The sequence below is a fragment of the Rhizobium sp. WYJ-E13 genome (assembly GCF_018987265.1).
In the GTDB taxonomy this organism is placed as follows: domain Bacteria; phylum Pseudomonadota; class Alphaproteobacteria; order Rhizobiales; family Rhizobiaceae; genus Rhizobium.
Window position 1 is genome coordinate 248,262 of sequence record NZ_CP076853.1, and the last position, 20,359, is coordinate 268,620.

Here is a 20,359-nt window from a genome sequence, read left to right on the forward strand (position 1 = left end):
TATGGATATGAACGAAATCAAAGAGATCTTTTTCCAGGAGTGCGAGGAACAGCTCGCTGAGCTGGAATCCGGTCTTCTGAAAATGAATGATGGCGATCGCGATCCGGAAACCGTCAATGCGGTATTCCGCGCGGTGCATTCGATCAAGGGCGGTGCAGGCGCCTTTGGCTTGGATGACCTCGTCGCTTTCGCCCACGTCTTTGAGACTACACTTGATTGCGTTCGTTCCAACAAGCTCGAGCCTACCCAGGACGTCCTGAAGGTTATGCTGAAGTCGGCTGACGTGCTCGCCGACCTGACCAATGCTGCCCGTGACGGCGGCAGTGTCGACGAAAGCAGAAGCCGCGGCCTCGTCAAGGAACTGGAAGCGCTCGCCAATGGTGAGCTGCCGTCTCCCTCGGCAGTCTCCGAGGCGCCCGCGCCGAAGCCGGCCCCGAAGGCTGCTCCCGCTGCGGTTGCCGCAGCACCGGCTCCCAAGCCGACCGACGACAGCGGCTTCCAGCCGATCCCCTTCTCCTTTGACGATTTCGGCGACGAAGAGAGGCCGGTCGATCTGCCGGCTTACGAGATTACCTTCAAGCCGCGCTTCGAGCTCTATTCGAAGGGCAACGACGCCACTCTCCTGCTACGCGATCTCTCCCGCCTCGGCGAGATGAGCATCTATTGCAACACCGACGCCCTGCCGGGCCTCGACGAGCTCGATCCGGAAGGCGCCTATTTCTTCTGGAACATCACGATCAAGACGGACAAGGGCGAAGACGCGATCCGCTCGGTCTTCGAATTCGCCGAATGGGATTGCGATCTGACCGTGAAGCCGGCAGAGGACAGCAAGCCGGGCGAGACCAACGATGAACTGCCGATGATCCCGGTTCCGTTCGATCTCTCGATCCTGGACGATGGCGGTGCCGCCGAAGTGCCGGCCGCTGCCGAGACCAAGGCTGACGATACAGCTGCTGCCGTTGCCGCCGCTGAAACGGCGACCAATGTCACGCAGATGGCTGCCGCCGCTGCCCGCGTCGAAAAGAAGGAATCGGCCGCCGCCGCTGCCGCTGCAGCGGCAAGTGCCGCAGCCCAGAACAATGCCGCTGCCGGTGCCGGTCAGACGATCCGCGTCGATCTCGATCGCGTCGACCGCCTGATCAACCTCGTCGGCGAGCTCGTCATCAACCAGGCGATGCTCTCTCAGAGCGTCATCGAAAACGACACGACCGGCACCTCCTCGATCAACATGGGTCTCGAAGAGCTGCAGCAGCTCACCCGCGAGATCCAGGACTCGGTCATGGCGATCCGTGCCCAGCCCGTGAAGCCGGTCTTCCAGCGCATGTCGCGTATCGTTCGCGAAATCGCTGACATGACCGGCAAGTCGATCCGCCTGATCACCGAAGGTGAAAACACCGAAGTGGACAAGACGGTCATCGACAAGCTGGCCGAACCGCTGACCCACATGATCCGCAACGCCGTCGACCACGGTATCGAAACGCCTGAAAAGCGTGCCGCCGCCGGCAAGAACACCGAAGGTACGGTCCGCCTCACGGCTAAGCATCGTTCGGGTCGCATCCTCATCGAGCTCGCCGACGACGGCGCCGGCATCAACCGCGAGAAGGTCCGCCAGAAGGCGATCCAGAATGACCTCATCCCGGCCGACGCCAATCTGTCGGACGAGGAAATCGACAACCTGATCTTCCTGCCGGGCTTCTCCACGGCGGACAAGATCTCGGACATCTCCGGTCGTGGTGTCGGCATGGACGTCGTCAAGCGCTCTATCCAGGCGCTCGGTGGCCGCATCAACATCACATCGAGGCCGGGTCAGGGCTCGGTCTTCACGATGAGCCTGCCGCTGACGCTCGCCGTTCTCGACGGCATGGTGGTCACGGTCGCCGGCCAGACTCTGGTCGTGCCGCTGACGGCCATCGTCGAAACGCTGCAGCCGGAAGCCGCCGCGATCCACTCCTTCGGTGCGAACCATCGACTGATTTCGATCCGCAACAGCTTCTGCCCGCTGGTCGATGTCGGTCGCATCCTGAACTTCCGCGCCACCCAGGCCAATCCGGTCGAGGGTGTCGCCCTTCTCGTCGAATCCGAAGGCGGCGGTCAGCGCGCGCTCATGGTCGATGCGATCCAGGGTCAGCGTCAGGTCGTCATCAAGAGCCTCGAGGCCAACTACACCCACGTTCCGGGGATCGCCGCGGCGACCATCCTCGGCGACGGTCGCGTGGCGCTCATCCTCGATGTGGATGCGGTCGTCGGCGCATCGCGCGGTCAGTCCCTCAAGGCGGAAATGTCTTTGGCGGCAGCAGGGTAAAGGGCAATGTCGTACACGGCAAAAAATCTGACCCTGGGCGGAAGCGAACTCATCGCATTTCGTGTTGGCGATCAGGAATTCTGCGTGAACATCATGTCGGTTCGCGAAATCCGGGGCTGGACCCCGGCAACCGCGATGCCGCACTCGCCATCCCATATGATAGGTGTGATCAACCTGCGTGGTGCGGTGTTGCCGATCGTCGATCTTTCGGGCCGACTCGGCATGAAGCCGACAGATCCGACTGCCCGCCACGTCATCATCGTCGCCCAGGTCCGTCGCAAGGTGGTGGGTCTCCTGGTCGACGCGGTGTCCGACATTCTGACCGTCACCGATGACGACATCCAGTCCACGCCCGAGGTTTCCTCCGACCTCGAGCGCCAGTTCGCTCGGGGCATTCTCGCCATCGATAAGCGAATGATCTGCCTGATCGAACTCGAAGCTCTGTTCCCCGAGACTGAAAGCGAAGCCGCATGAATGTACTGGGCGTAAAAGATCATCGGCAGTCGACCGATGAGGTGCTGGCGAGCGGGGAATACCCGCTGACACGCCGCGACCTCTCGGAAATCGCCGCCATGATCTATGCGGATGCCGGAATCTATCTCAACGAGACGAAAGCCTCGCTGGTCTATTCGCGTCTGTCGAAGCACATCCGCAACCTTGGCCTTTCAGGGTTTCGCGAATATTGCGAGCTTGTCGCCTCGCCGGCAGGTGCTGCCGCCCGGCGCGAGATGCTGTCGCACCTGACGACGAACTTCACGCGCTTCTTCCGTGAAAACCATCATTTCGAGCACTTGCGCGACCATGTGCTGCCCGATCTCCTGAACCGGGCACGCTCCGGCGGCCGTGTCAGGATCTGGTCGGCCGCGTCCTCGGATGGGCAGGAGCCCTATTCGATCGCACTCACCGTTCTGTCAATGATGCCGAACGTTGCCGACTACGACTTCAAGATTCTCGCGACCGATATCGACCCGAAGATCCTCGCAATCGCCCGGGCCGGCGCTTACGACGAGAGCGCGCTGGAAACCGTCTCGCCTACCATGCGTAAGCAATGGTTCACCGAGGTTGAGATTCAGGGGCGCCGCAAGTTCCAGGTCGACGACCGCGTGAAGCGCCTCATCACTTACAACGAGCTGAACCTGATGGCCCAATGGCCATTCAAGGGCAAGTTCGACGTCATCTTCTGTCGCAACGTCGTCATCTACTTCGACGAACCGACGCAGATGAAGATCTGGCAGCGCTTCGCCGGCCTGCTGCCGGAGGGCGGCCATCTCTATATCGGCCACTCCGAGCGCGTCTCTGGCGAGGCCAAGCACGTCTTCGACAATATCGGTATCACCACCTACCGCTATACGACCAAGGGTCTCGGGAGGAAGGCATGAGCGCCCCGGCAAGAGTACTCGTTGTTGACGACTCGCCGACCATGCGCGGCCTGATCGCGGCCGTCCTGAGTTCGGATCCCGAAGTCAACGTCATAGGCCAGGCCGGCGACGCCCTGGAGGCGCGCGAGGCGATCAAGCGGCTGAACCCCGATGTCCTCACCCTGGATATCGAGATGCCGAATATGAACGGACTCGACTTCCTCGAAAAGATCATGCGCCTGCGGCCCATGCCGGTGATCATGGTTTCGACCATGACGCATCGCGGCGCGGAGGCGACACTCGCAGCTCTCGAAATCGGTGCCTTCGATTGCGTCGGCAAGCCGCAGCCGGGCGAGCCGCGCCCCTTCGGCGACCTTGCCGAGAAGGTAAAGGCTGCCGCCCGCACGCAGCGCAACTTCGCTCAACCGGCCAAGCCTGCCGCCGTCACGCCGCCACCCGCCGTTGCCGACTTCCGCGTCGGCCGCAAGATCGTGGCGATCGGTTCTTCGACCGGCGGCGTGGAAGCCCTGATCGCCGTGCTGCAGAAATTCCCGGCGAATTGCCCGCCGACCGTCATTACCCAGCATATGCCGCCGACCTTCACCAAGAGCTTTGCCGAACGGCTGAACCGGCTCTGTGCGCCGGTCGTGGAGGAAGCGACCGACGGCGCCCGTCTGGAGATCGGCAAGGTCTACCTCGCGCCTGGTGGTGAGCGCCATCTGCAGGTTTCGAATACATCGGCGCCCTGCTGCCGATTGGTCGAGCGGGGGCCAGTCAATGGCCATCGCCCGTCGGTCGATGTGCTCTTCGATTCGGTTGCCGAACTCGCCGGGCGCAATGCCGTCGGTGTGATCCTCACCGGCATGGGTCGCGATGGGGCTGCCGGGTTGTTGAAAATGCGACACGCAGGGGCAAGAACGCTCGGTCAGAACGAAAAAACCTGCGTTGTTTACGGAATGCCAAGAGTTGCCTACGAACTTGGCGCAGTTGAGCAGCAGCTTCCGCTGGCTGCCATCGGCGAGGAAATATTGAAAATGACAGCCGCCCGAAAGGAAGGGACCGAATAATGTCGATCGCGGAGAAAATCAAAGTTCTGATCGTTGACGATCAGGTGACCAGCCGCCTGCTGCTCAGCGACGCACTGACGCAGCTCGGCTTCAAGCAGATCACCGCTGCCGGTGACGGCGAGCAGGGTATGAAGATCATGACGGAGCAGCCCCACCACCTCGTGATCTCGGACTTCAATATGCCGAAGATGGACGGCATCGGCTTCCTGCAGGCCGTGCGCAGCAATCCGAACACCAAAAAGGCGGCCTTCATCATCCTTACTGCACAGGGCGACCGTGCGTTGGTGACGAAAGCTGCCCAGCTTGGCGCAAACAACGTTCTGGCGAAGCCCTTCACCATCGAAAAGATGAAGGCGGCTATCGAAGCCGTGTTTGGAGCCCTGAAATGATCACTGAGGGTGCGGCCCGCCGCGTGCACATCATTCAGGGTGAATACAAGGTCTTGAGCGACCCGGATGCGGTGCTTTCGACCATCCTTGGCTCGTGCGTGGCAGCCTGCCTCAGAGATCCCGTCGCAGGTGTCGGCGGCATGAACCACTTCCTGTTGCCGGGGACAGGCAACACCCCGATGACCGGCGGCGATGCCACGCGCTACGGCGTGCATCTCATGGAACTGCTGATCAACGGCCTCCTGAAAAAGGGCGCGCGGCGCGACCGGCTGGAGGCCAAGATATTCGGAGGAGCGAAGACGATCTCGACATTCTCGAATGTTGGCGAGCAGAACGCGGCCTTCGCCATGCAGTTCCTTCGGGATGAAGGCATTCCGGTGGTCAGCTCCAGCACCGGCGGTGAGCATGGACGAAAGATCGAATATTGGCCGGTGTCCGGCCGTGCCCGACAATACCCCCTGACCGGTGCCGAAACCCAGAGAACCGTCGCTCTCGAGCAGCGTCCCGCTGCTCCGCAGAAGCCCGCCGAGACCAGTATCGAATTCTTTTGATGGCGAGGATTTTTATATGAGTTTTACACCGATCATCGAGCCGCCATCGCCGGTAGAGGCGCTAAGCGACGTATTGATGCGCATTGTCTCCGAGCTTCACGACGTTGCCTACCTGATCGAGCGGATCGAACCCCAGCTGATCGAACTGGGCGGCTCGGAAATCCTGAATTCCCCTGACAGCATGAAGGTGATGCAGGGTATCGATCTCGCCGTACAGAAATCGCGCGGTCTCGCCGAATTCATCGACACCATCACCGGTGAAATTCCGCAGAACTGGTCGATCGATGTCGCCACCGCCCTCAGCCTCGTCAAGCTTGCCGAAATGCAGAAAGCTCTCGCTGGCGGTACCCGCCACGGCCATTCCCAGCCGCTCAGCAAGGCGGCCGGCGACTTCGATTTCTTCTAGCATCGCAATTCATTCCCGCATGCGCCGAACGAAACGCTCGCACAAGTTTCGGCGTCTATTCGTCAAATGAGGCAATAAGCCTGCTTTGTCTTTGACGGATCGTGCGAGAACAGAATGAATCTGTTAAATCAATTAGTTCAGATTATTAAGAACTTTGGTTCACTTGGGCGGACGCGTTTGATGATCCTTGGTGGGGTCGGCGCCGCTTCCATCGCAATCATCCTGGCGGCGGCCATTTTCGTCAACAAACCGGCCCAGGAAACGCTTTATGTCGGCCTGGAGACGCCCGATCTCAACCAGATCAGCATGGCGCTCGCCGAAAGCAACATCGATTTTCAGGTCGGAACGGACGGTTCAAGTATCACCGTACCGGCCGGCATGACGGGCAAGGCGCGCCTGTTGCTTGCCGAACGCGGCCTGCCGAACAGCGCTAACGCAGGTTACGAGCTCTTCGACAATGTCGGTTCGCTCGGCCTCACCTCCTTCATGCAGGAAGTGACCCGCGTCCGTGCTCTCGAAGGTGAAATCGGCCGCACGATTCAGTCGATCTCCGGCATCACCGCCGCACGTGTCCACATCGTCATGCCCGAGGTCGGCAATTTCCGTAAAGCCGAACAAAAGCCCACGGCATCCGTCATGATTCGCGCCAGTGCCGCGACGGGGCGAAACGCTGCCACCTCGATCCGTCACCTCGTCGCCTCGGCCGTGCCGGGGCTTGATGTCGATGATGTGACGATCCTCGATTCCGCTGGCCAGCTTCTTGCTTCCGGCGACGAAGCCAGCAACAGTATGCTGAACCGCTCGCTCAGCATCGTCCAGAACGTCCAGCAGGAAGTCGAATCGAATATCGACAAGGCGCTCGCACCCTTCCTCGGCATGGATAACTTCCGCTCCAGCGTAACGGCCAACCTCAACACCGACGCCCAGCAGATCCAGGAAACTACCTACGATCCGGAATCCAAGGTCGAGCGCTCGGTCCGCTCCACGAAGGAAAACGCCCAGTCCCAGCAGCGTCAATCTGACAATGCGACGACGGTCGAGCAGAACATTCCACAAGCAGCACCTGATGCCGGTGGCGCCAATGGTCCGCAGTCTGAGGACAAGTCCGACAAGCGCGAAGAGCAGACCAACTACGAAATCAACAGCAAGACCACGGCCACGACGCGCAGCGCATACCGGGTCGAAAAGCTCTCGGTTGCCGTTGTCGTCAACAAGGGCCGCATCGCCAAGATGGTCGGCGAACCGGCTGATCAGGCCAAGATCGACGCCTACCTCGCTGAAATGCAGAAGATCGTTACTTCGGCCGCTGGTCTCGACACGAACCGCGGCGATGTGGTTACCGTCACGGCGATGGACTTCCTTGAGAACCAGCTTCTCGACGATGCGAATGGCGGCGTCCATGTCATGGATATTCTGAGCCGCAACCTCGCCGGTATCATCAACTCGCTGGCCTTCGTTGCAGTTGCCTTCGTGGTGGTCTGGCTGGGCGTGCGCCCCCTCATCCGCACCGTCAACGGCTCGGGCTCCTCCTCCGCAATGCTTGGCGACGCCACTCCCGAATCGGCGGGCCTCGAATTGCCGGATTTCGCACCGGCGGGCGCTTCCCCGGGCGGCGCGCTCATGGATGGCTTCGGCTCCGACTTCGGCTTCGACAGCACCGAGGATCTGCTCAGCCTCGGCGACGACGACGGCAACTTCAACCGCCGCGTCAAGGAAGGTCCGGAACGCAAGCTTGCTCGCATGGTGGAGATCAACGAGGAGCGTGCCGCGAAGATCCTCAGGAAATGGGCCATCGACGAAGCAGCATGATGAAAAGGCCGGGAAACCGGCCTTTTTCTTTCTTATCGGTGGATAGATCAATCGGTAACAAGAACGTGACCCATCGTCGCAGCCGGCTTGTAAAGAGCCGGTTTTTCATTGCAGAGAATTCGGATGTATAGATCGCCGCGCAGCGGGATGGCGTCGTGCGTCCGAGGCTCAAACCTTGCATAGGTCGGACGATATGAGTATTTCTATAGTAGAACGATAGTGCGTTGCTTTTGTGCGTTGGAGATTTGTTTTCGCCGGGCATTCGATTGCGGCACTTCCCTGGTCGGAACTGTGACAATTACGTCATTCAGACCGATAATTCCGCTCAGCATCGCTCGCGCATAAGGCGAGGAACGTTGCGGCCAATGCCAGAATCATCCTAGTTTATATATATCTCCGCGAGAGTGGAGTGGTGATCGAATCACCGCATGGAAGGTCGCAAAAGTAAATCCCCAGAAGTCGGAGATGGTGATTTACGATGGTTGGCTTACCCTCAAGTGATTCGAAGTGGGATTCGCGTGGGGCATGTGTTTGAATCCCTTTCATAAAAACAGAACTTCTTTGCGAGAACCGACAGTTTCTCAGCCGCAGGTCACTGCCAATGGATATGGACATATTTCAGGCGAATAAAGGCGAGAAGCAGATGGCGAACTTCCTAGGCGCCAATGTGCCGGATCTTCAGCCGCGCGACGAACTGATCGATCGCCTGCGAGTCATCGCCGAAACCGGCAAGTTGCATGCCGGCTTGCGGGCGCTGACCGAGTATGTCGGCGCCATGCACCATCTGATGGCGCGCTGCGATCTCATCCAGGAAAGCGGTCTGGACTTTATCGTTTCTTCCGACTGGCCCTTCGATCTGGTGAAAGATGTCGCCAATGACTTGGTTGCCGGTTATGCGCGCTCGACGGAGTTCGAGAAGTGCATGCAGGTATTGCAGCCTGGCTTTGCGCTTCTGCCCGAGAGCGCCGAAGTGCCGCATGGCGCCAGCCGGCAATATTGCTCTCTGACCCTCAATGTCGGCCGCTCTCGCTTGGTGCTGATGTTCCTGTTCAGGGAAGGCGTCGTTCTGTCGCCGGAACGTCTTCGGGACGTAGGCCTCCTGGCGGGCTATTTCGCAAGTTTCCTTCGCTGCGGAGGCACGAAGGTCGATCGCGATTTCGAACTGACGGACCGAGAGTTGGAATGCCTCTTCTGGATTGCGGAAGGCAAGACGAGCGACGAGATCGCCATGATCCTCGGTATCTCCCGGAATACCATCAATAATTACATCACCAGTGTGATGCGGAAGACTGCAACGAAGACTCGTTCCGAGGCGATAGCCTTCGCCGTTCGCAACAATCTCGTTTGAGGGGAATTATGGGGCATCAACCAGGCAGGGTGATAAGCAATACGGACCAGATGCGCATGGTACGTGTGAACAGGATTTCCAGCCGGTCTGACCTTTTCCCGCGCCTGATTGCCATGCAGAAGCTGGCGGATACCCAGGGTTTCGCCGTCTTTCGTGTCAGCGGTTCCGGTGTGCCGGCAAAGCAGCGACTGATCTGCGAGTTGGAGAACTGGGGTCCCTCGAATGCCGGCTTCGGCAAGGCCTTCATCGACGCCTATGGTGAGGCGTTGCTCGACCATATCGATCGTTCGCTGCTGCCGTTGTTCTGGGCCGGTAGCCACGACAGCGCGGCTCCAGGCCCTACCGACTTCTCACCTTTCATGGTGAGGCTGAAAGATGGCATGGTGCCTTTCTCCGGTCTTGCTTTTCCGGTGCGCCTCGGCGCCATCGGCAACGGCTTTGTGCTCTTCACCGGCGATGAAATCGATCCCCCGAGTGATACGATCATCGAGCTGCACGGCCGGTGCTGCAATGTCATGATGGATCTGCTGTCGCTCGATGAGCGGCGTGCGGCGGCGAGTGAGGCACTGAGTGAGCGCGAGATCGCCTGCCTTCAGCTCGCTGGTGATGGTCGTATCAGCGAAGAAATCGCCGACAAGCTCGGCCTGTCCGTCCATACGGTGAACGCCTATCTCGGCTCGGCAACCATCAAGCTCGATTCGGTCAACCGCATCCAGGCGATCGCCAAGGCGATACGTTTGGGTTACATTAGCTGACACAGCAAGGCCCGGTGCCTTGCGGACCGGGCCTGATATTCCCAAGCGGAAAAATGCTTTAGCCGGCGAGCGCCTGCGGCTTCGCCACGATATAGCGCGCTTCGTGCAGGCTCCTTTGGAGAAAAGCCGTGTTTGCGTCCGGATCGCTGGAAGCGTTCTGGAAGGAAATATGATTGATCTCGATGCCGGCGTGGTCTTCTGCCAGCGTCAGTTGCGCATAGACGGTCACGCCGCGCGGCTTGATTTCGAGATCGAGCACAACTTCGGGCTTGCCACCCCATTCCAGCGTATAATTTCCACCCAGGCCGAAGTTGACGGTGCCGGGATGGAAAAACAGTTCTGCCGCGGAAGCGACGAGATCGGCGAGATTGCCGTAATACTCGAAACGCAGCAGAGAAATGAGATCGGATGCGTCCAGAAGCCTGAGCTCGGTTGCGACCGGGCTGATCGCTTCTGCAAGGATTTTTTCACGCTGGGCAGAGTAGGGGCATTTTTTCATTCGACTTATCTTACCCGTTTGTTCTTGGCCTCCGCGGCGTAAACCCGATGAATGAGTTCCGCGACGGCCTTATAGAAGACTGACGGTATGACACTATCCACCGAGACTTGCGCAAACATGGAGCGTGCGAGAGGTGGATCCTCGAACACGGGGATGTTGTTCTCTTCGGCGATCTCCCTGATTTTCAACGCAATAAGGTCCTGGCCCTTGGCAAGGACGACCGGCGCATCGTTTTCCTCGCGTACGTAACGCAGTGCCACGGCATAGTGGGTCGGGTTGGCGATGACGAGGGTGGCGCGCTGGACGCTGGAGATCATGCGTCGGCGGGCGCGGTCACGCATGACGGAGCGCTGCCTGCTCTTGACGAAGGGGTCGCCCTGCGACTGCTTGTTTTCTTCCTTCACCTCGTGCTTCGTCATCTTCAGCTCGGTAAACCAATGATACCGCGTCCAGAAGACATCGGCGATGGCGACGATAGCGGTGGCGACCAGCATGACGATGATGATCTTGCGCATCGCCGTCATCATGCGAACCATGATCGTCTGCGGATCGGAGAACATCGCATCGATCGAGCCGAAATATTCGCTTCTGAGGACGAAGAAGAGAATCACTCCGACGACGACGACCTTGAAGAGCGATTTACCAAATTCGACGAGGCCCTGGAGGCTGAAGAGCCGTGACCATCCCTTGATCGCTGAAATACGCGAGGCCTGCGGACGGATGCGTTCGAGAACCGGCGTCGGCAGGTTCTGAAAGACGGACGAGGCGATACCGAACGCCATGAACATGATGAAGGCTGGGGCCAGAAACGCAGCCACGGCCCAACCGAGCTTCGCAAAGAGCGAGAGGACGTCAGGCCCGGTTTCGATTTTCCACTGGTCCGGCTGCTCAAAGATGTCGCGCAGGGTTTCGGCCATGTGTGACGTTGCGTTTGGAAGGAAGAAGACGAGATAGATGAAGGTCGCCAGAATCGTCGCGAAAATCGAGATTTCACGCGAGTGGGGGGTATTACCTTTTTCGGCGGCATCCGACCGCTTCTTCGCGGTCGGGGCTTCTGTTTTGCTGTCCTTGTCTTCATCGGCCAAATGCGCGGCCCTCCGTCAAAGAAAAAGGCCGCTGCTGGAGTGCGGCCTGTTTCCATGAAGGGTAGTCTTGTGCCTGCTGCCGATCAACCGCTGCCTTGCCGGCGAAGGGTCTTGTCAACAACTGCGACGGCTTTAGGCAGCTGCCGGACCGCCTTCCTTTTCCTTGAGTTCGATCTGGCCGGCATTGGCGAGACGGATCGCTTCCTGCGCGACAGCGCGCCGCGCAATCGCGATTTCGCGCGGATTGACGCCGGCCATGCCGCTTTGCAGATCCGATTCGATCATGCGGCGCTGGCGCGGACTGATGGCTGACAGGACCGACTCGCGGATTTCCGCCGATGCGCCGCGCAGCGCGACGGTGAGAACGTCGGACGAGATATCGTTGAGCAGCATGACGCGGCTGCGCTGAGGCATGAACATGAGGTCTTCGAAGAGGAAGATCTTCGGACGGACCTTGTTGACCGCTTCGCGGCTGATCGATTCGAGCGAGGTGAGGAGCGTGTCGACCTGCGGCTTGTCCATTTCGTTCATCAGGTCGGCGACCTTGGTCGAGCCGGATGCGTTGCGTTCCGCATCGACCTCGGCAAGCAGCGTCATCACCTGGTTTTCAATGATCTGCGCAGCCTTCGGGCTGACGCTCTTCATGTTGACCGTCCGGTTCATGATGTCTGCGCGGCGGTTGTCGGGAAGCTGTAGCAGCACCTTCGCGCCGAAGGACGAGGGCATCATGGACAGAATATAAGCAACGGTCTGCGGATGCTCGCGCAGCAGGAACTGGGCGACGAAGGCAGGTTCCGCCTCGGCGAGACGGTCCCAGATGGAGGTCTCGTAGGCCTGGAAGGCGGTACGGCGGCCGAGCAGGCTGTCGACTTCGTCCGGCGTCAGGCCTTCCTCGAGGATGGCTTCGATCGCCTTGGCGTTGTCCATCAGACCGGCGCCTTCGGTGAAGAGATCTTCGAATTCGCCGACGAGCTGGAGAAGCTCGTCCGGCGGGATGGCGCGAAGCGCCTGGGCAGATCCGATGATGGTCTGCAATTCGGCCTGTGTGAAATATTTCAGCAGCCGGCCGGCGACCCCCTTCCCCATCGCGAGAAGAACTGCCGCCGCCTTTTCAGCCTGGGTCAACGGTTTCCCGGCAAGTGCGCCGCCGAAATCGTCAAAGTCCATCATGGTCTAACCTCTCCGTCCCGCGCAGGGATCAGGCTTTTTTCGTGCTCAAAACTTCTATCAGTTTTACACCGAACCGCGTGTCGTCGTTATCAAGGACCGTAATCTCGCCGCGCGCAATCCTGCGGCCGTTCACCATTATTTCGACCGGCTCGCCGATCTTCTTGTCGAGCGCGATGGTGGCACCCTCAGTGAGGTTCATCAGGCCGGAAACCTGCATGCGGCTTGTCCCGAGCACGATCTGGACATCGATAGGAATATCCATGATCAGGTCGAAATTCGAGTTCAGTGCGCTGCCGAGCGGTGCCGGAGCGGACTGGAAGGAATTGCCGCCGAAGCCCGGCGCGGCGTCAAGGCTGGAGACGCCTGCCGTACCCATGCCCGCAGCATTGCCCCCGAAATCGTCGCCCCCAAAATCGCTGCCCGCGAAGTCGGTGCCGCCGAAGGAGGTTTCGCCGGCATCGCCGCCGAAAGGCGAGAGGTCCGTTCCTGCTGCGAAAGCATCATTCTGCAGGTCGTCGCCGAACTGTGGAAGGTCGCCGTCGGAATCTTTCTTCAGCACGCCGCGCAGGTCGTCGATAGCCTGATCCAGATCGGCTTCACTGCCCGGCATGTCCAGGGAGAGGTCACTGTTCTGCTGTGTCTTCTTCGTAGCCATGAAATCACTATTCCAGTTGAAACTTGCCTCAAACTGCCTTTGCAGCGCTGAAAGCGAGAGAACCGATTAATTCATTAAGTGCCGGATCAGCTCGTCATCCGAATTCATGGTGTCCTTCACGCGCACCATGTAGTTGTCGCCTGAACGCCCAAACTCGCACACATACAATTCCCGGCTGTTGGCGCTGACTTCGACGCGCACGTCGCCGCTGTCGCGGAAAGGAATGACGTCGCCGGCCATCAGCTTGGAAATCGTCCTGAGCGTCAGATCCTGCAGACGAATCTTCGCTTCGAGGGTCACCTGCGACCGGCGAACCTGGTCGCCGATCTGCTCCGTCCACTCCGGCGACTTGCTCGGCTGCTTCTTTGGCTTCGGCGCAGAAACCTTGGTCTTGAGCAGTGCGGCCTGAGGAACGATCAGACTGAATTCGGAAGCGATGCCGGCAAGCGTGATCGACATGTTGATCGCAGCCGCGAATTCATCCGGACGATCTTCCGGCGGACGGATGCGTGCTTCAAGAGCGAAGGGAGCCGACAGACTGGGCTCGAATCCGCCCGGCGCGTTGACGGCCGAACGTAGTACCTTGGCAATCTTGTCGAATACCATGCCGGCGAGATCGAGCTCGATAACGGAGAGAAGCCGGTCGGCCGGCTCCTCGATCGTTTCAGCGGTAGCGCCAAGCAGATGTTCCATCAGCGTAATGACGAAACCGTTGCCGCAGCCAATCGTGATGTTCTGGGACCAATTACGCAGCGTCGCATCGACCAGCGTCATGTTGGTGCTGAGATCGTCGATCAGATGATTCTTGTAGCCGATCTCGCAGCCGAGATAGCCGACTGTCACGTCGAGGCCGGTCTCGCTCTTCAGGATGTCAGGAAGGAATTCGCCGTAGATCTCGCCGAAGGAACTGCAGAGCTTGGCAACCCTGCCCTTGTCGCCAAGACCGCCGGTCAATTTGGCAAGGAGGGCAGGATCTATTGTCTGGTTGTCATGCGAAGCATTGCTCATAGTCATTTAAGCTGCCTTGTTTTCGCCACCTGGGTTCATCATTTCCTGCTCCACTGCGTCGATCGACGGGCGTTCATATGCCGAGATCGTCTTGCGGCCGTATTCGAGGGCGACCTGCGGCACCGAGCCGTTCATGTAGGCAAGCAGGGTCTGCTTGACGACGACGTAGAGGCGGTGCTGCTTGGAGCGGACGACCTTGATCTGCGAGACCAGGGGGGAGCAGACGCAGTAGGAAAGCAGAATGCCGAGGAATGTGCCGACGAGTGCCGAACCGATGAGGTGGCCGAGCACTTCCGGCGAGTCGTTGATGTGCGCCATGGCCTTGATGACGCCGAGAACCGCCGCAACGATACCAATGGCCGGGAACGAATCGCCCATGATCTGGATCGCGTGGTACGGCTTCATCTTGTCATGAAGGATGGTGTTGATTTCTTCGTCCATCAGCGCCTCGATCTCGTGGGAGCGGGCGTTGCCGATGATGATCAGGCGCACGTAGTCGCAGATGAAGGCCGTCAGTTCCTTGTTCTTCAGAACCGTCGGGGCCGACTGGAAGATCGTCGATTCGGCCGGGTTGTCGATATGCGCTTCGATTTCGTTGCGCGACTTCGTGCGCAGGTCGCGCATCAGCGAATAGAGCACGCCGAGCGTATCGAGATAGTTGCGCTCCTTGGGGACGGCGTGCTTGAAGGCCTCGCCGAGCGCCTTGCCGGAGTCCTTCACAACCTTCATGGGGTTCGCCATGATGAAGCTGCCGAGACCGGCGCCGCCGATGATCAGAAATTCGAAGGGCTGAAAAAGAGCATCGACTTCGCCGCCCATGGCCATGAAGCTACCGACGATACAGCCGCAGACAACTACAAATCCGATAATAATATTCATCGTCAGCCCAATCTGAACGTTGCTTTTCTTTGCGACGGATAGGGTTTGTGCCTTGCGTGAGGCTGATGAAAGCGGCTTTTGCGCATTCGTTTGCGCTGCCAGCTTCGCGCAAGGATTTGCCTTCATATTGAACGTGACGAGTGGGCCTATGCGCGCCCATGTCTGAGATGCCGCTCAGCGGAACCCCGTGGCCGAACGAAAAGGAGCCCGGTGTTTCGTCCCGTTTATCGCCAATGTGGAGCTTACCGACATGCAATCCGGTCTTTACGTTTCCCTGTCGTCGCAGATGGCCCTCGAAAAACGCCTGACGACGATCGCCGACAACATGGCCAACGTGAACACGACCGGGTTTCGCGGCACCGAGGTAAAGTTCGATGAAATGATGGCGAACAACGAGAACAAGACGAACACCAAGGTCGCCTTCGTCTCCCAGGGCAACGACTACCTGGACACCACCCATGGCGAAATGCAGCACACCGGCAACATGCTCGACTTCGCCATTAAGGGCGATGCCTGGTTCTCTCTGGACACGCCGGCCGGCCGCGTTCTGACGAGGGATGGCCGCTTCACGATACGCGATACCGGCGAACTGGTTTCCACCCGCGGCTATCCGGTTCTCGATGCAGGCGGTGCGCCGATCGTACTCAACGCCGCCGGTGGCGAACCGAAGGTCGGTACGGACGGCATCATCTACCAGAATGACCGCCAGGTCGCTTCACTCGGCCTCTTCGAAGCCGATATCGACAAGGGTTACCTCCGCTACGAAAACAGCGGCATCATGACGACCGAACCGCCGCGCGCCGTCGTCGACCGTTTCAATGTTGGCGTCGAGCAGGGCTATCTCGAAAATTCCAACGTCAATGCGATGCATGAGATGACCCAGCTTATCGAGGTGAATCGCGCCTTCGATAGCGTATCGTCGCTGATGCGCGATAGCGAAGACTCCTTCAAGGAAGCAGTACAGACGCTGGGCGGCAGCCGCTAAGGCATGTGTGAAGCATGAACACCACCCTGTTGACCGAGGACGCGCTCTCGCCGAAGCTTACACATCTCGGCGACCTGGCAAAACGCTATGCCTCGCCAGAATTCTCGGTGACGCATGGCGGTCGTGTACACACGATCGCCGCCGGCCACTATACCGTGCGCGGCCTTTCCCGGCATGTGCGCCTCGGCGAGTTCGTCGCGCATAAATCCGCGACGGGCGTCCATCTCGGCGAAGTGGTCAGGGTGGAGCCGGATTTGGTTTATGTCTGCCCTATCGAACCGGGCGAACCGATCGGCATCCATGACGTCGTCATCCGCAAGGGTGCCTTCCGTATCTCCCCGTCGGATAGCTGGTGCGGCCGAACCATCAATTCCCTCTGCGAGCCGATCGACGGTCTCGGCCCGATCGCCGAAGGCCTGGATCGCCGTTCGATCTCAAACACCGCGCCGCCTTCGATGACGCGTCAGCGCGTCGAAAGCGGATTCAAGACCGGCGTACGCGCGATCGATATCTTCTCTCCGCTCTGCCTCGGCCAGCGTCTCGGCATTTTCGCCGGCTCGGGTGTCGGCAAGTCGACGCTGCTGTCGATGCTGGCCCGCGCCGACGCTTTCGACAAGGTGGTGATTGCGCTCGTCGGCGAACGCGGCCGTGAAGTGCGCGAATTCATCGAGGATACGCTCGGCAGCAACATGAAGAAGGCGGTTGCGATCGTCGCCACCAGCGACGAGAGCCCGATGCTGCGCAAGATGGCGCCGCTGACGGCCATCACGATCGCCGAGCATTTCCGCGACAAGGGCGAAAACGTTCTTTTCATTGTCGATAGCGTGACGCGTTTCGCCCATGCGATTCGTGAAGTGGCGACCGCTGCAGGCGAGCCGCCGATCGCACGCGGTTATCCGGCCTCCGTCTTTACCGAGCTGCCGCGTCTCCTTGAGCGCGCCGGTCCAGGTGCGGAAGGGACTGGTACCATCACCGCGATCATCTCCATCCTCGTCGATGGCGACAATCATAACGATCCGATCGCCGACTCCACGCGCGGTATTCTGGATGGCCATATCGTTCTCCAGCGCAGCCTGGCGGAGGAGGGGCGCTACCCGCCGATCGATCCGCTAGCATCCATCTCGCGTCTTGCCCGCAAGGCCTGGACTCCGGATCAGGAGAAGCTGGTTTCCCGCCTCAAGGTGCTGATCCACCGCTTCGAGGAAACGCGCGATCTGCGTCTCATCGGCGGCTACCGTCCAGGCGCCGATCCCGATCTCGACATGGCGGTCAAGCAGGTGCCGATCATCTATGACGTCCTGAAACAATCTCCGGGAGATCGCGAATCGCTTGATGCCTTCGCCGATCTTGCCGGTGCTCTCAAGGCCGCCGCCGGCGTACCCACTCCGAGTGCGCCTATTCAAAGGAGGGCCTGATCATGGCCGATTTCGAAGACGAACGGATCGCCGCGCTGAAAGAGCGCAACAAGGGAGCGCTACTCGACCGCGCGCTGACCTTCTTGGGTCTGGCACTTGCCGGCGCTTCCGCCTTTTTCCCCTGGTACGTCTTCTTCAACGAGGACAAGTTCGGCATCAGCGTCGCCGATAGCAATGCCTCTCGTGAATTGCCGGACTGGCCGGCGCGCAACGTCTTCAGCGTTTCACCGCTCGCCATGGTCAACAAGAACGATGAAGGTAAGAAAGTCCCACCAATCGACAACATGACGACGGCAACCGTTTCCGAGCTCGGCAAGGAGCGCAACGGCGATGCCTCGATGGAGGATCAGCCTTTCCCCGGCAAAGGCTCTTTCCGCCTGCTGCATGTGGCCAACGGCCGGGCGCTGATCGAAGATCCCTCGGGCATGTATGTCGTGCGCGTCGGCTCGATCCTGCCTGACGAAAGCCGCCTTGCCACATTGGAACAGCGCGACGGCAAGTGGGTGATCATCACCTCCAAGGGTGAAATCTACCAGAACAACTAGTTGAGGTAAAAAGCGAATCGCTGCGAGCCCTGTCGGAGAAACGGTTGGGCGACGGCGGTCGGTGCCTGCAAGTAATCTCGAAGAATGGCTTGTAAAGCCTGCATTTACCGTAAGTCCCACGCAAGATTACCGCCCTAGGTTCGGCGTAGTAAAAACGGAGAGTTCTCATGCAACCGATTCAACTTTTCGACTTGGCTTCAAAGCAGGCGGAATGGCTGACGATTCGTCAGGAGGTTGTTGCCGGCAACATCGCGAATGCAAACACGCCGAAGTTCCGTGCGAAGGACGTGACGCCTTTTCAGGCAGTGCTCGACCAGTCGGACGTGACGATGGCGCGCACCAATCCGATGCATCTGAGCGGCAACGATTTCAGCACGAGCGGCGACATCGACGTGAAGGATGCCGCGCTCGATCAGGAAATCGGCGTTCAGGAATCCGGCAACACCGTCGGTGTGGCCGAAGAACTTTCCAAGTCCGGCGAGATTAAGCGTCAGTACGACCTGAACACCTCGCTGGTCAGTTCCTTTCATCGAATGATGTTGATGACGGTAAGGAAGTAGCCTCATGGATCCGCTTTCAGCAGCAATGAAAATCGCAGGTTCCGGGCTCGAGTCGCAGTCGACACGTCTGCGTATCGTCTCGGAAAACATCGCCAACGCCCGTTCGACCGGCGATACGCCCGGTGCCGATCCCTATCGCCGCAAGACGATCACCTTCGGCCAGCAACTTGATCGCGCGAGCGGCGTCGAGACCGTCAACGTCAAGAAGATCGGGACGGACGAAGGCGATTTCACCAAGGAATACGACCCGAGCAATCCTGCTGCGGACGAGAAGGGTATCGTCAAGATGCCGAACGTCAACATTCTTATCGAGATGGCCGACATGCGCGAAGCCAATCGCTCGTATGACGCCAATCTGCAGACGATCAAGCAGACTCGCGACCTCATTTCCTCGACGATCGATCTCCTGAAGAGCGGACAATAATGATCAGCAGCGTACAGAATGTCAGCAATCTCTCGATGACCCGCGCGCTCGGCGCCATCGATACCGAAAATTCCGCTTCCTCCACGACCGCAACCTCATCTGCTGCGGCCGGTGCGTCCAGCGGCCTGAGCTTCGCCTCCGTCATGGGCAACATGGCGACCGAAGCCGTCAGCAGCCTGAAGGGCGCGGAAAACATGTCTTTCGCCGGCATCAAGGGCACGGCTTCCACGCGCGAAGTCGTCGATTCCATGCTGCAGGCCGAGCAGACCCTTCAGACTGCAATCGCCATTCGCGACAAGGTCGTCTCGGCCTTCCTCGAAGTCACAAAGATGCAAATGTAACTGATTTTAGGACGAACACATGAGAGCGCTCGCCATCGCAGCAACGGGCATGGATGCCCAGCAGACCAACCTGGAAGTTATCGCGAACAACATCGCGAACATCAATACGACCGGTTTCAAGCGCGCCCGCGCCGAGTTCACCGACCTTCTCTACCAGACCGAACGCGCCAAGGGTGTCGCCAACCGTGCCAACCAGGCTGTCGTCCCGGAAGGCGCCAATATCGGTCTTGGCGTCCAGACTTCGGCCGTGCGCAATCTGCATCTCCAGGGTGAATTGACCCAGACCGGTAACGACCTCGACGTCGCAATCGTCGGCAAGGGCTTCTTCCAGATCCAGTCGACCGATGGCACGACGCTTTATAGCCGCGCCGGCGCGCTCAACAAGAACGACCAGGGCCAGCTCGTCACCATCGACGGTTATGAAGTCATTCCGGGGATCACCATCCCGCAGGGGTCGACCGAACTGACGATCAGCCGCTCCGGCGAAGTCACCGCCAAGCTGCCTGGCCAAACGGATCCGACGACGCTCGGCCAGATTACGCTCGCCGACTTCGTCAATGAGGCAGGCCTGCAGCCGATCGGCGACAACCTCTTCCAGGAAACGCCGGCATCGGGCGATGCAGTCGTCGGCAATCCCGGCGAAGACAACATGGGTTACCTCAAGCAGGGTTACCTGGAATCCTCGAACGTCGATCCGGTCAAGGAAATCACCGAGCTGATTTCCGCCCAGCGCGCATATGAAATGAATTCCAAGGTGATCACGACAGCTGATGAAATGGCATCCATCGTCAGCAAGAACCTGAAGTAA

General features: G+C 59.5%; 23 protein-coding genes. 17 read left to right on the forward strand and 6 right to left on the reverse strand.

The features are described 5' to 3' along the window. Position 1: 1 nt before the first annotated feature. The 10 genes from KQ933_RS01225 (at position 2) to KQ933_RS01270 (ending at position 9,985) form a co-directional block, all read left to right on the forward strand. Positions 2 to 2,302: a chemotaxis protein CheA gene (locus KQ933_RS01225; RefSeq protein WP_216757014.1), complete on the forward strand. Its 2,301-nt coding sequence runs from the start codon at positions 2 to 4 to the stop codon at positions 2,300 to 2,302. A gap of 6 nt (positions 2,303 to 2,308) precedes the next feature. Continuing rightward, entirely contained in the window at positions 2,309 to 2,776 is a 468-nt protein-coding gene (locus KQ933_RS01230; protein ID WP_216757015.1) for a chemotaxis protein CheW, read from the forward strand. Further along, the gene (cheR, locus tag KQ933_RS01235; RefSeq protein ID WP_216757016.1) at positions 2,773 to 3,681 is read left to right on the forward strand and encodes a protein-glutamate O-methyltransferase CheR; all 909 of its coding nucleotides are present in this window, start codon (positions 2,773 to 2,775) and stop codon (positions 3,679 to 3,681) included. The genes KQ933_RS01230 and cheR overlap by 4 nt, the downstream gene beginning before the upstream one ends. Continuing rightward, on the forward strand, positions 3,678 to 4,727 hold the full coding sequence (cheB, locus tag KQ933_RS01240) for a protein-glutamate O-methylesterase CheB (RefSeq protein ID WP_216757017.1): 1,050 nt from the start codon (positions 3,678 to 3,680) through the stop codon (positions 4,725 to 4,727). Before cheR ends, cheB begins: the two co-directional genes overlap by 4 nt. Further along, on the forward strand, positions 4,727 to 5,116 hold the full coding sequence (locus KQ933_RS01245; protein WP_183728521.1) for a response regulator: 390 nt from the start codon (positions 4,727 to 4,729) through the stop codon (positions 5,114 to 5,116). The genes cheB and KQ933_RS01245 overlap by 1 nt, the downstream gene beginning before the upstream one ends. Continuing rightward, the gene (gene cheD, locus KQ933_RS01250) at positions 5,113 to 5,667 is read left to right on the forward strand and encodes a chemoreceptor glutamine deamidase CheD (protein WP_112541540.1); all 555 of its coding nucleotides are present in this window, start codon (positions 5,113 to 5,115) and stop codon (positions 5,665 to 5,667) included. Before KQ933_RS01245 ends, cheD begins: the two co-directional genes overlap by 4 nt. 16 nt (positions 5,668 to 5,683) lie before the next feature. Beyond that, positions 5,684 to 6,073, forward strand: a complete 390-nt coding sequence (locus KQ933_RS01255) for a hypothetical protein (protein WP_216757018.1) — start codon at positions 5,684 to 5,686, stop codon at positions 6,071 to 6,073. Between the two features lie 114 nt (positions 6,074 to 6,187). After that, complete coding sequence (gene fliF / locus KQ933_RS01260) at positions 6,188 to 7,882, forward strand: flagellar basal-body MS-ring/collar protein FliF (protein WP_216757019.1); 1,695 nt, start codon at positions 6,188 to 6,190, stop codon at positions 7,880 to 7,882. Positions 7,883 to 8,483: 601 nt separating this feature from the next. Next, the gene (locus KQ933_RS01265; RefSeq protein ID WP_216757020.1) at positions 8,484 to 9,230 is read left to right on the forward strand and encodes a helix-turn-helix transcriptional regulator; all 747 of its coding nucleotides are present in this window, start codon (positions 8,484 to 8,486) and stop codon (positions 9,228 to 9,230) included. Positions 9,231 to 9,238: 8 nt separating this feature from the next. Beyond that, positions 9,239 to 9,985, forward strand: a complete 747-nt coding sequence (locus KQ933_RS01270; protein WP_216757021.1) for a helix-turn-helix transcriptional regulator — start codon at positions 9,239 to 9,241, stop codon at positions 9,983 to 9,985. 58 nt (positions 9,986 to 10,043) lie between these two features. On the opposite strand, the gene KQ933_RS01275 is transcribed toward KQ933_RS01270, so the two are convergent. The 6 genes from KQ933_RS01275 to motA all read right to left on the reverse strand — a co-directional run bounded on the left by KQ933_RS01275 (position 10,044) and on the right by motA (position 15,281). Then, entirely contained in the window at positions 10,044 to 10,484 is a 441-nt protein-coding gene (locus tag KQ933_RS01275; protein ID WP_112541535.1) for a hypothetical protein, read from the reverse strand. A gap of 5 nt (positions 10,485 to 10,489) precedes the next feature. Then, positions 10,490 to 11,569: a flagellar biosynthesis protein FlhB gene (gene flhB, locus KQ933_RS01280; protein WP_216757022.1), complete on the reverse strand. Its 1,080-nt coding sequence runs from the start codon at positions 11,567 to 11,569 to the stop codon at positions 10,490 to 10,492. Positions 11,570 to 11,701: 132 nt separating this feature from the next. After that, on the reverse strand, positions 11,702 to 12,739 hold the full coding sequence (fliG, locus tag KQ933_RS01285; RefSeq protein WP_183728538.1) for a flagellar motor switch protein FliG: 1,038 nt from the start codon (positions 12,737 to 12,739) through the stop codon (positions 11,702 to 11,704). Positions 12,740 to 12,767: 28 nt separating this feature from the next. Beyond that, a complete protein-coding gene (gene fliN / locus KQ933_RS01290; protein WP_216757023.1) occupies positions 12,768 to 13,394 on the reverse strand; it encodes a flagellar motor switch protein FliN in 627 nt (208 codons plus the stop codon). Between the two features lie 66 nt (positions 13,395 to 13,460). Further along, on the reverse strand, positions 13,461 to 14,408 hold the full coding sequence (locus tag KQ933_RS01295; protein ID WP_216757024.1) for a FliM/FliN family flagellar motor switch protein: 948 nt from the start codon (positions 14,406 to 14,408) through the stop codon (positions 13,461 to 13,463). After that, entirely contained in the window at positions 14,409 to 15,281 is an 873-nt protein-coding gene (gene motA, locus KQ933_RS01300; RefSeq protein ID WP_216757025.1) for a flagellar motor stator protein MotA, read from the reverse strand. It abuts the gene before it with no gap. 250 nt (positions 15,282 to 15,531) lie between these two features. Here motA and flgF point away from each other — a divergent pair, with 250 nt between their 5' ends. From flgF to flgG, 7 genes are all read left to right on the forward strand, one after another. Continuing rightward, on the forward strand, positions 15,532 to 16,266 hold the full coding sequence (flgF, locus tag KQ933_RS01305; RefSeq protein WP_216757026.1) for a flagellar basal-body rod protein FlgF: 735 nt from the start codon (positions 15,532 to 15,534) through the stop codon (positions 16,264 to 16,266). Positions 16,267 to 16,280: 14 nt separating this feature from the next. Then, positions 16,281 to 17,681, forward strand: a complete 1,401-nt coding sequence (gene fliI / locus KQ933_RS01310; RefSeq protein WP_216757027.1) for a flagellar protein export ATPase FliI — start codon at positions 16,281 to 16,283, stop codon at positions 17,679 to 17,681. A 2-nt stretch (positions 17,682 to 17,683) separates the two neighbouring features. Further along, positions 17,684 to 18,226, forward strand: coding sequence for a flagellar protein (locus KQ933_RS01315; RefSeq protein ID WP_216757028.1), 543 nt, complete (start codon positions 17,684 to 17,686; stop codon positions 18,224 to 18,226). Positions 18,227 to 18,393: 167 nt separating this feature from the next. Continuing rightward, positions 18,394 to 18,786 carry a flagellar basal body rod protein FlgB gene (gene flgB / locus KQ933_RS01320; protein ID WP_007816099.1) on the forward strand — a complete coding sequence of 131 codons (393 nt, stop codon included), beginning with the start codon at positions 18,394 to 18,396 and terminating at the stop codon, positions 18,784 to 18,786. Between the two features lie 4 nt (positions 18,787 to 18,790). After that, positions 18,791 to 19,210 (forward strand): flagellar basal body rod protein FlgC, encoded by a 420-nt coding sequence (flgC, locus tag KQ933_RS01325; RefSeq protein WP_007816097.1) that lies wholly within the window; start codon positions 18,791 to 18,793, stop codon positions 19,208 to 19,210. Next, positions 19,210 to 19,551 (forward strand): flagellar hook-basal body complex protein FliE, encoded by a 342-nt coding sequence (locus tag KQ933_RS01330; RefSeq protein WP_216757029.1) that lies wholly within the window; start codon positions 19,210 to 19,212, stop codon positions 19,549 to 19,551. Before flgC ends, KQ933_RS01330 begins: the two co-directional genes overlap by 1 nt. Before the next feature lie 19 nt (positions 19,552 to 19,570). Further along, complete coding sequence (gene flgG / locus KQ933_RS01335; RefSeq protein WP_183748964.1) at positions 19,571 to 20,359, forward strand: flagellar basal-body rod protein FlgG; 789 nt, start codon at positions 19,571 to 19,573, stop codon at positions 20,357 to 20,359.

Excerpts from the sequence above, each read along its gene's own strand:
- KQ933_RS01225 (WP_216757014.1), top strand. The coding sequence starts at position 2 with ATGGATATGAACGAAATCAAAGAGATCTTTTTCCAGGAGTGCGAGGAA.
- KQ933_RS01230 (WP_216757015.1), top strand. The coding sequence starts at position 2,309 with ATGTCGTACACGGCAAAAAATCTGACCCTGGGCGGAAGCGAACTCATC.
- cheR (WP_216757016.1), top strand. The coding sequence starts at position 2,773 with ATGAATGTACTGGGCGTAAAAGATCATCGGCAGTCGACCGATGAGGTG.
- cheB (WP_216757017.1), top strand. The coding sequence starts at position 3,678 with ATGAGCGCCCCGGCAAGAGTACTCGTTGTTGACGACTCGCCGACCATG.
- KQ933_RS01245 (WP_183728521.1), top strand. The coding sequence starts at position 4,727 with ATGTCGATCGCGGAGAAAATCAAAGTTCTGATCGTTGACGATCAGGTG.
- cheD (WP_112541540.1), top strand. The coding sequence starts at position 5,113 with ATGATCACTGAGGGTGCGGCCCGCCGCGTGCACATCATTCAGGGTGAA.
- KQ933_RS01255 (WP_216757018.1), top strand. The coding sequence starts at position 5,684 with ATGAGTTTTACACCGATCATCGAGCCGCCATCGCCGGTAGAGGCGCTA.
- fliF (WP_216757019.1), top strand. The coding sequence starts at position 6,188 with ATGAATCTGTTAAATCAATTAGTTCAGATTATTAAGAACTTTGGTTCA.
- KQ933_RS01265 (WP_216757020.1), top strand. The coding sequence starts at position 8,484 with ATGGATATGGACATATTTCAGGCGAATAAAGGCGAGAAGCAGATGGCG.
- KQ933_RS01270 (WP_216757021.1), top strand. The coding sequence starts at position 9,239 with ATGGGGCATCAACCAGGCAGGGTGATAAGCAATACGGACCAGATGCGC.
- KQ933_RS01275 (WP_112541535.1), bottom strand. The coding sequence starts at position 10,484 with ATGAAAAAATGCCCCTACTCTGCCCAGCGTGAAAAAATCCTTGCAGAA.
- fliG (WP_183728538.1), bottom strand. The coding sequence starts at position 12,739 with ATGATGGACTTTGACGATTTCGGCGGCGCACTTGCCGGGAAACCGTTG.
- fliN (WP_216757023.1), bottom strand. The coding sequence starts at position 13,394 with ATGGCTACGAAGAAGACACAGCAGAACAGTGACCTCTCCCTGGACATG.
- KQ933_RS01295 (WP_216757024.1), bottom strand. The coding sequence starts at position 14,408 with ATGACTATGAGCAATGCTTCGCATGACAACCAGACAATAGATCCTGCC.
- motA (WP_216757025.1), bottom strand. The coding sequence starts at position 15,281 with ATGAATATTATTATCGGATTTGTAGTTGTCTGCGGCTGTATCGTCGGT.
- flgF (WP_216757026.1), top strand. The coding sequence starts at position 15,532 with ATGCAATCCGGTCTTTACGTTTCCCTGTCGTCGCAGATGGCCCTCGAA.
- fliI (WP_216757027.1), top strand. The coding sequence starts at position 16,281 with ATGAACACCACCCTGTTGACCGAGGACGCGCTCTCGCCGAAGCTTACA.
- KQ933_RS01315 (WP_216757028.1), top strand. The coding sequence starts at position 17,684 with ATGGCCGATTTCGAAGACGAACGGATCGCCGCGCTGAAAGAGCGCAAC.
- flgB (WP_007816099.1), top strand. The coding sequence starts at position 18,394 with ATGCAACCGATTCAACTTTTCGACTTGGCTTCAAAGCAGGCGGAATGG.
- flgC (WP_007816097.1), top strand. The coding sequence starts at position 18,791 with ATGGATCCGCTTTCAGCAGCAATGAAAATCGCAGGTTCCGGGCTCGAG.
- KQ933_RS01330 (WP_216757029.1), top strand. The coding sequence starts at position 19,210 with ATGATCAGCAGCGTACAGAATGTCAGCAATCTCTCGATGACCCGCGCG.
- flgG (WP_183748964.1), top strand. The coding sequence starts at position 19,571 with ATGAGAGCGCTCGCCATCGCAGCAACGGGCATGGATGCCCAGCAGACC.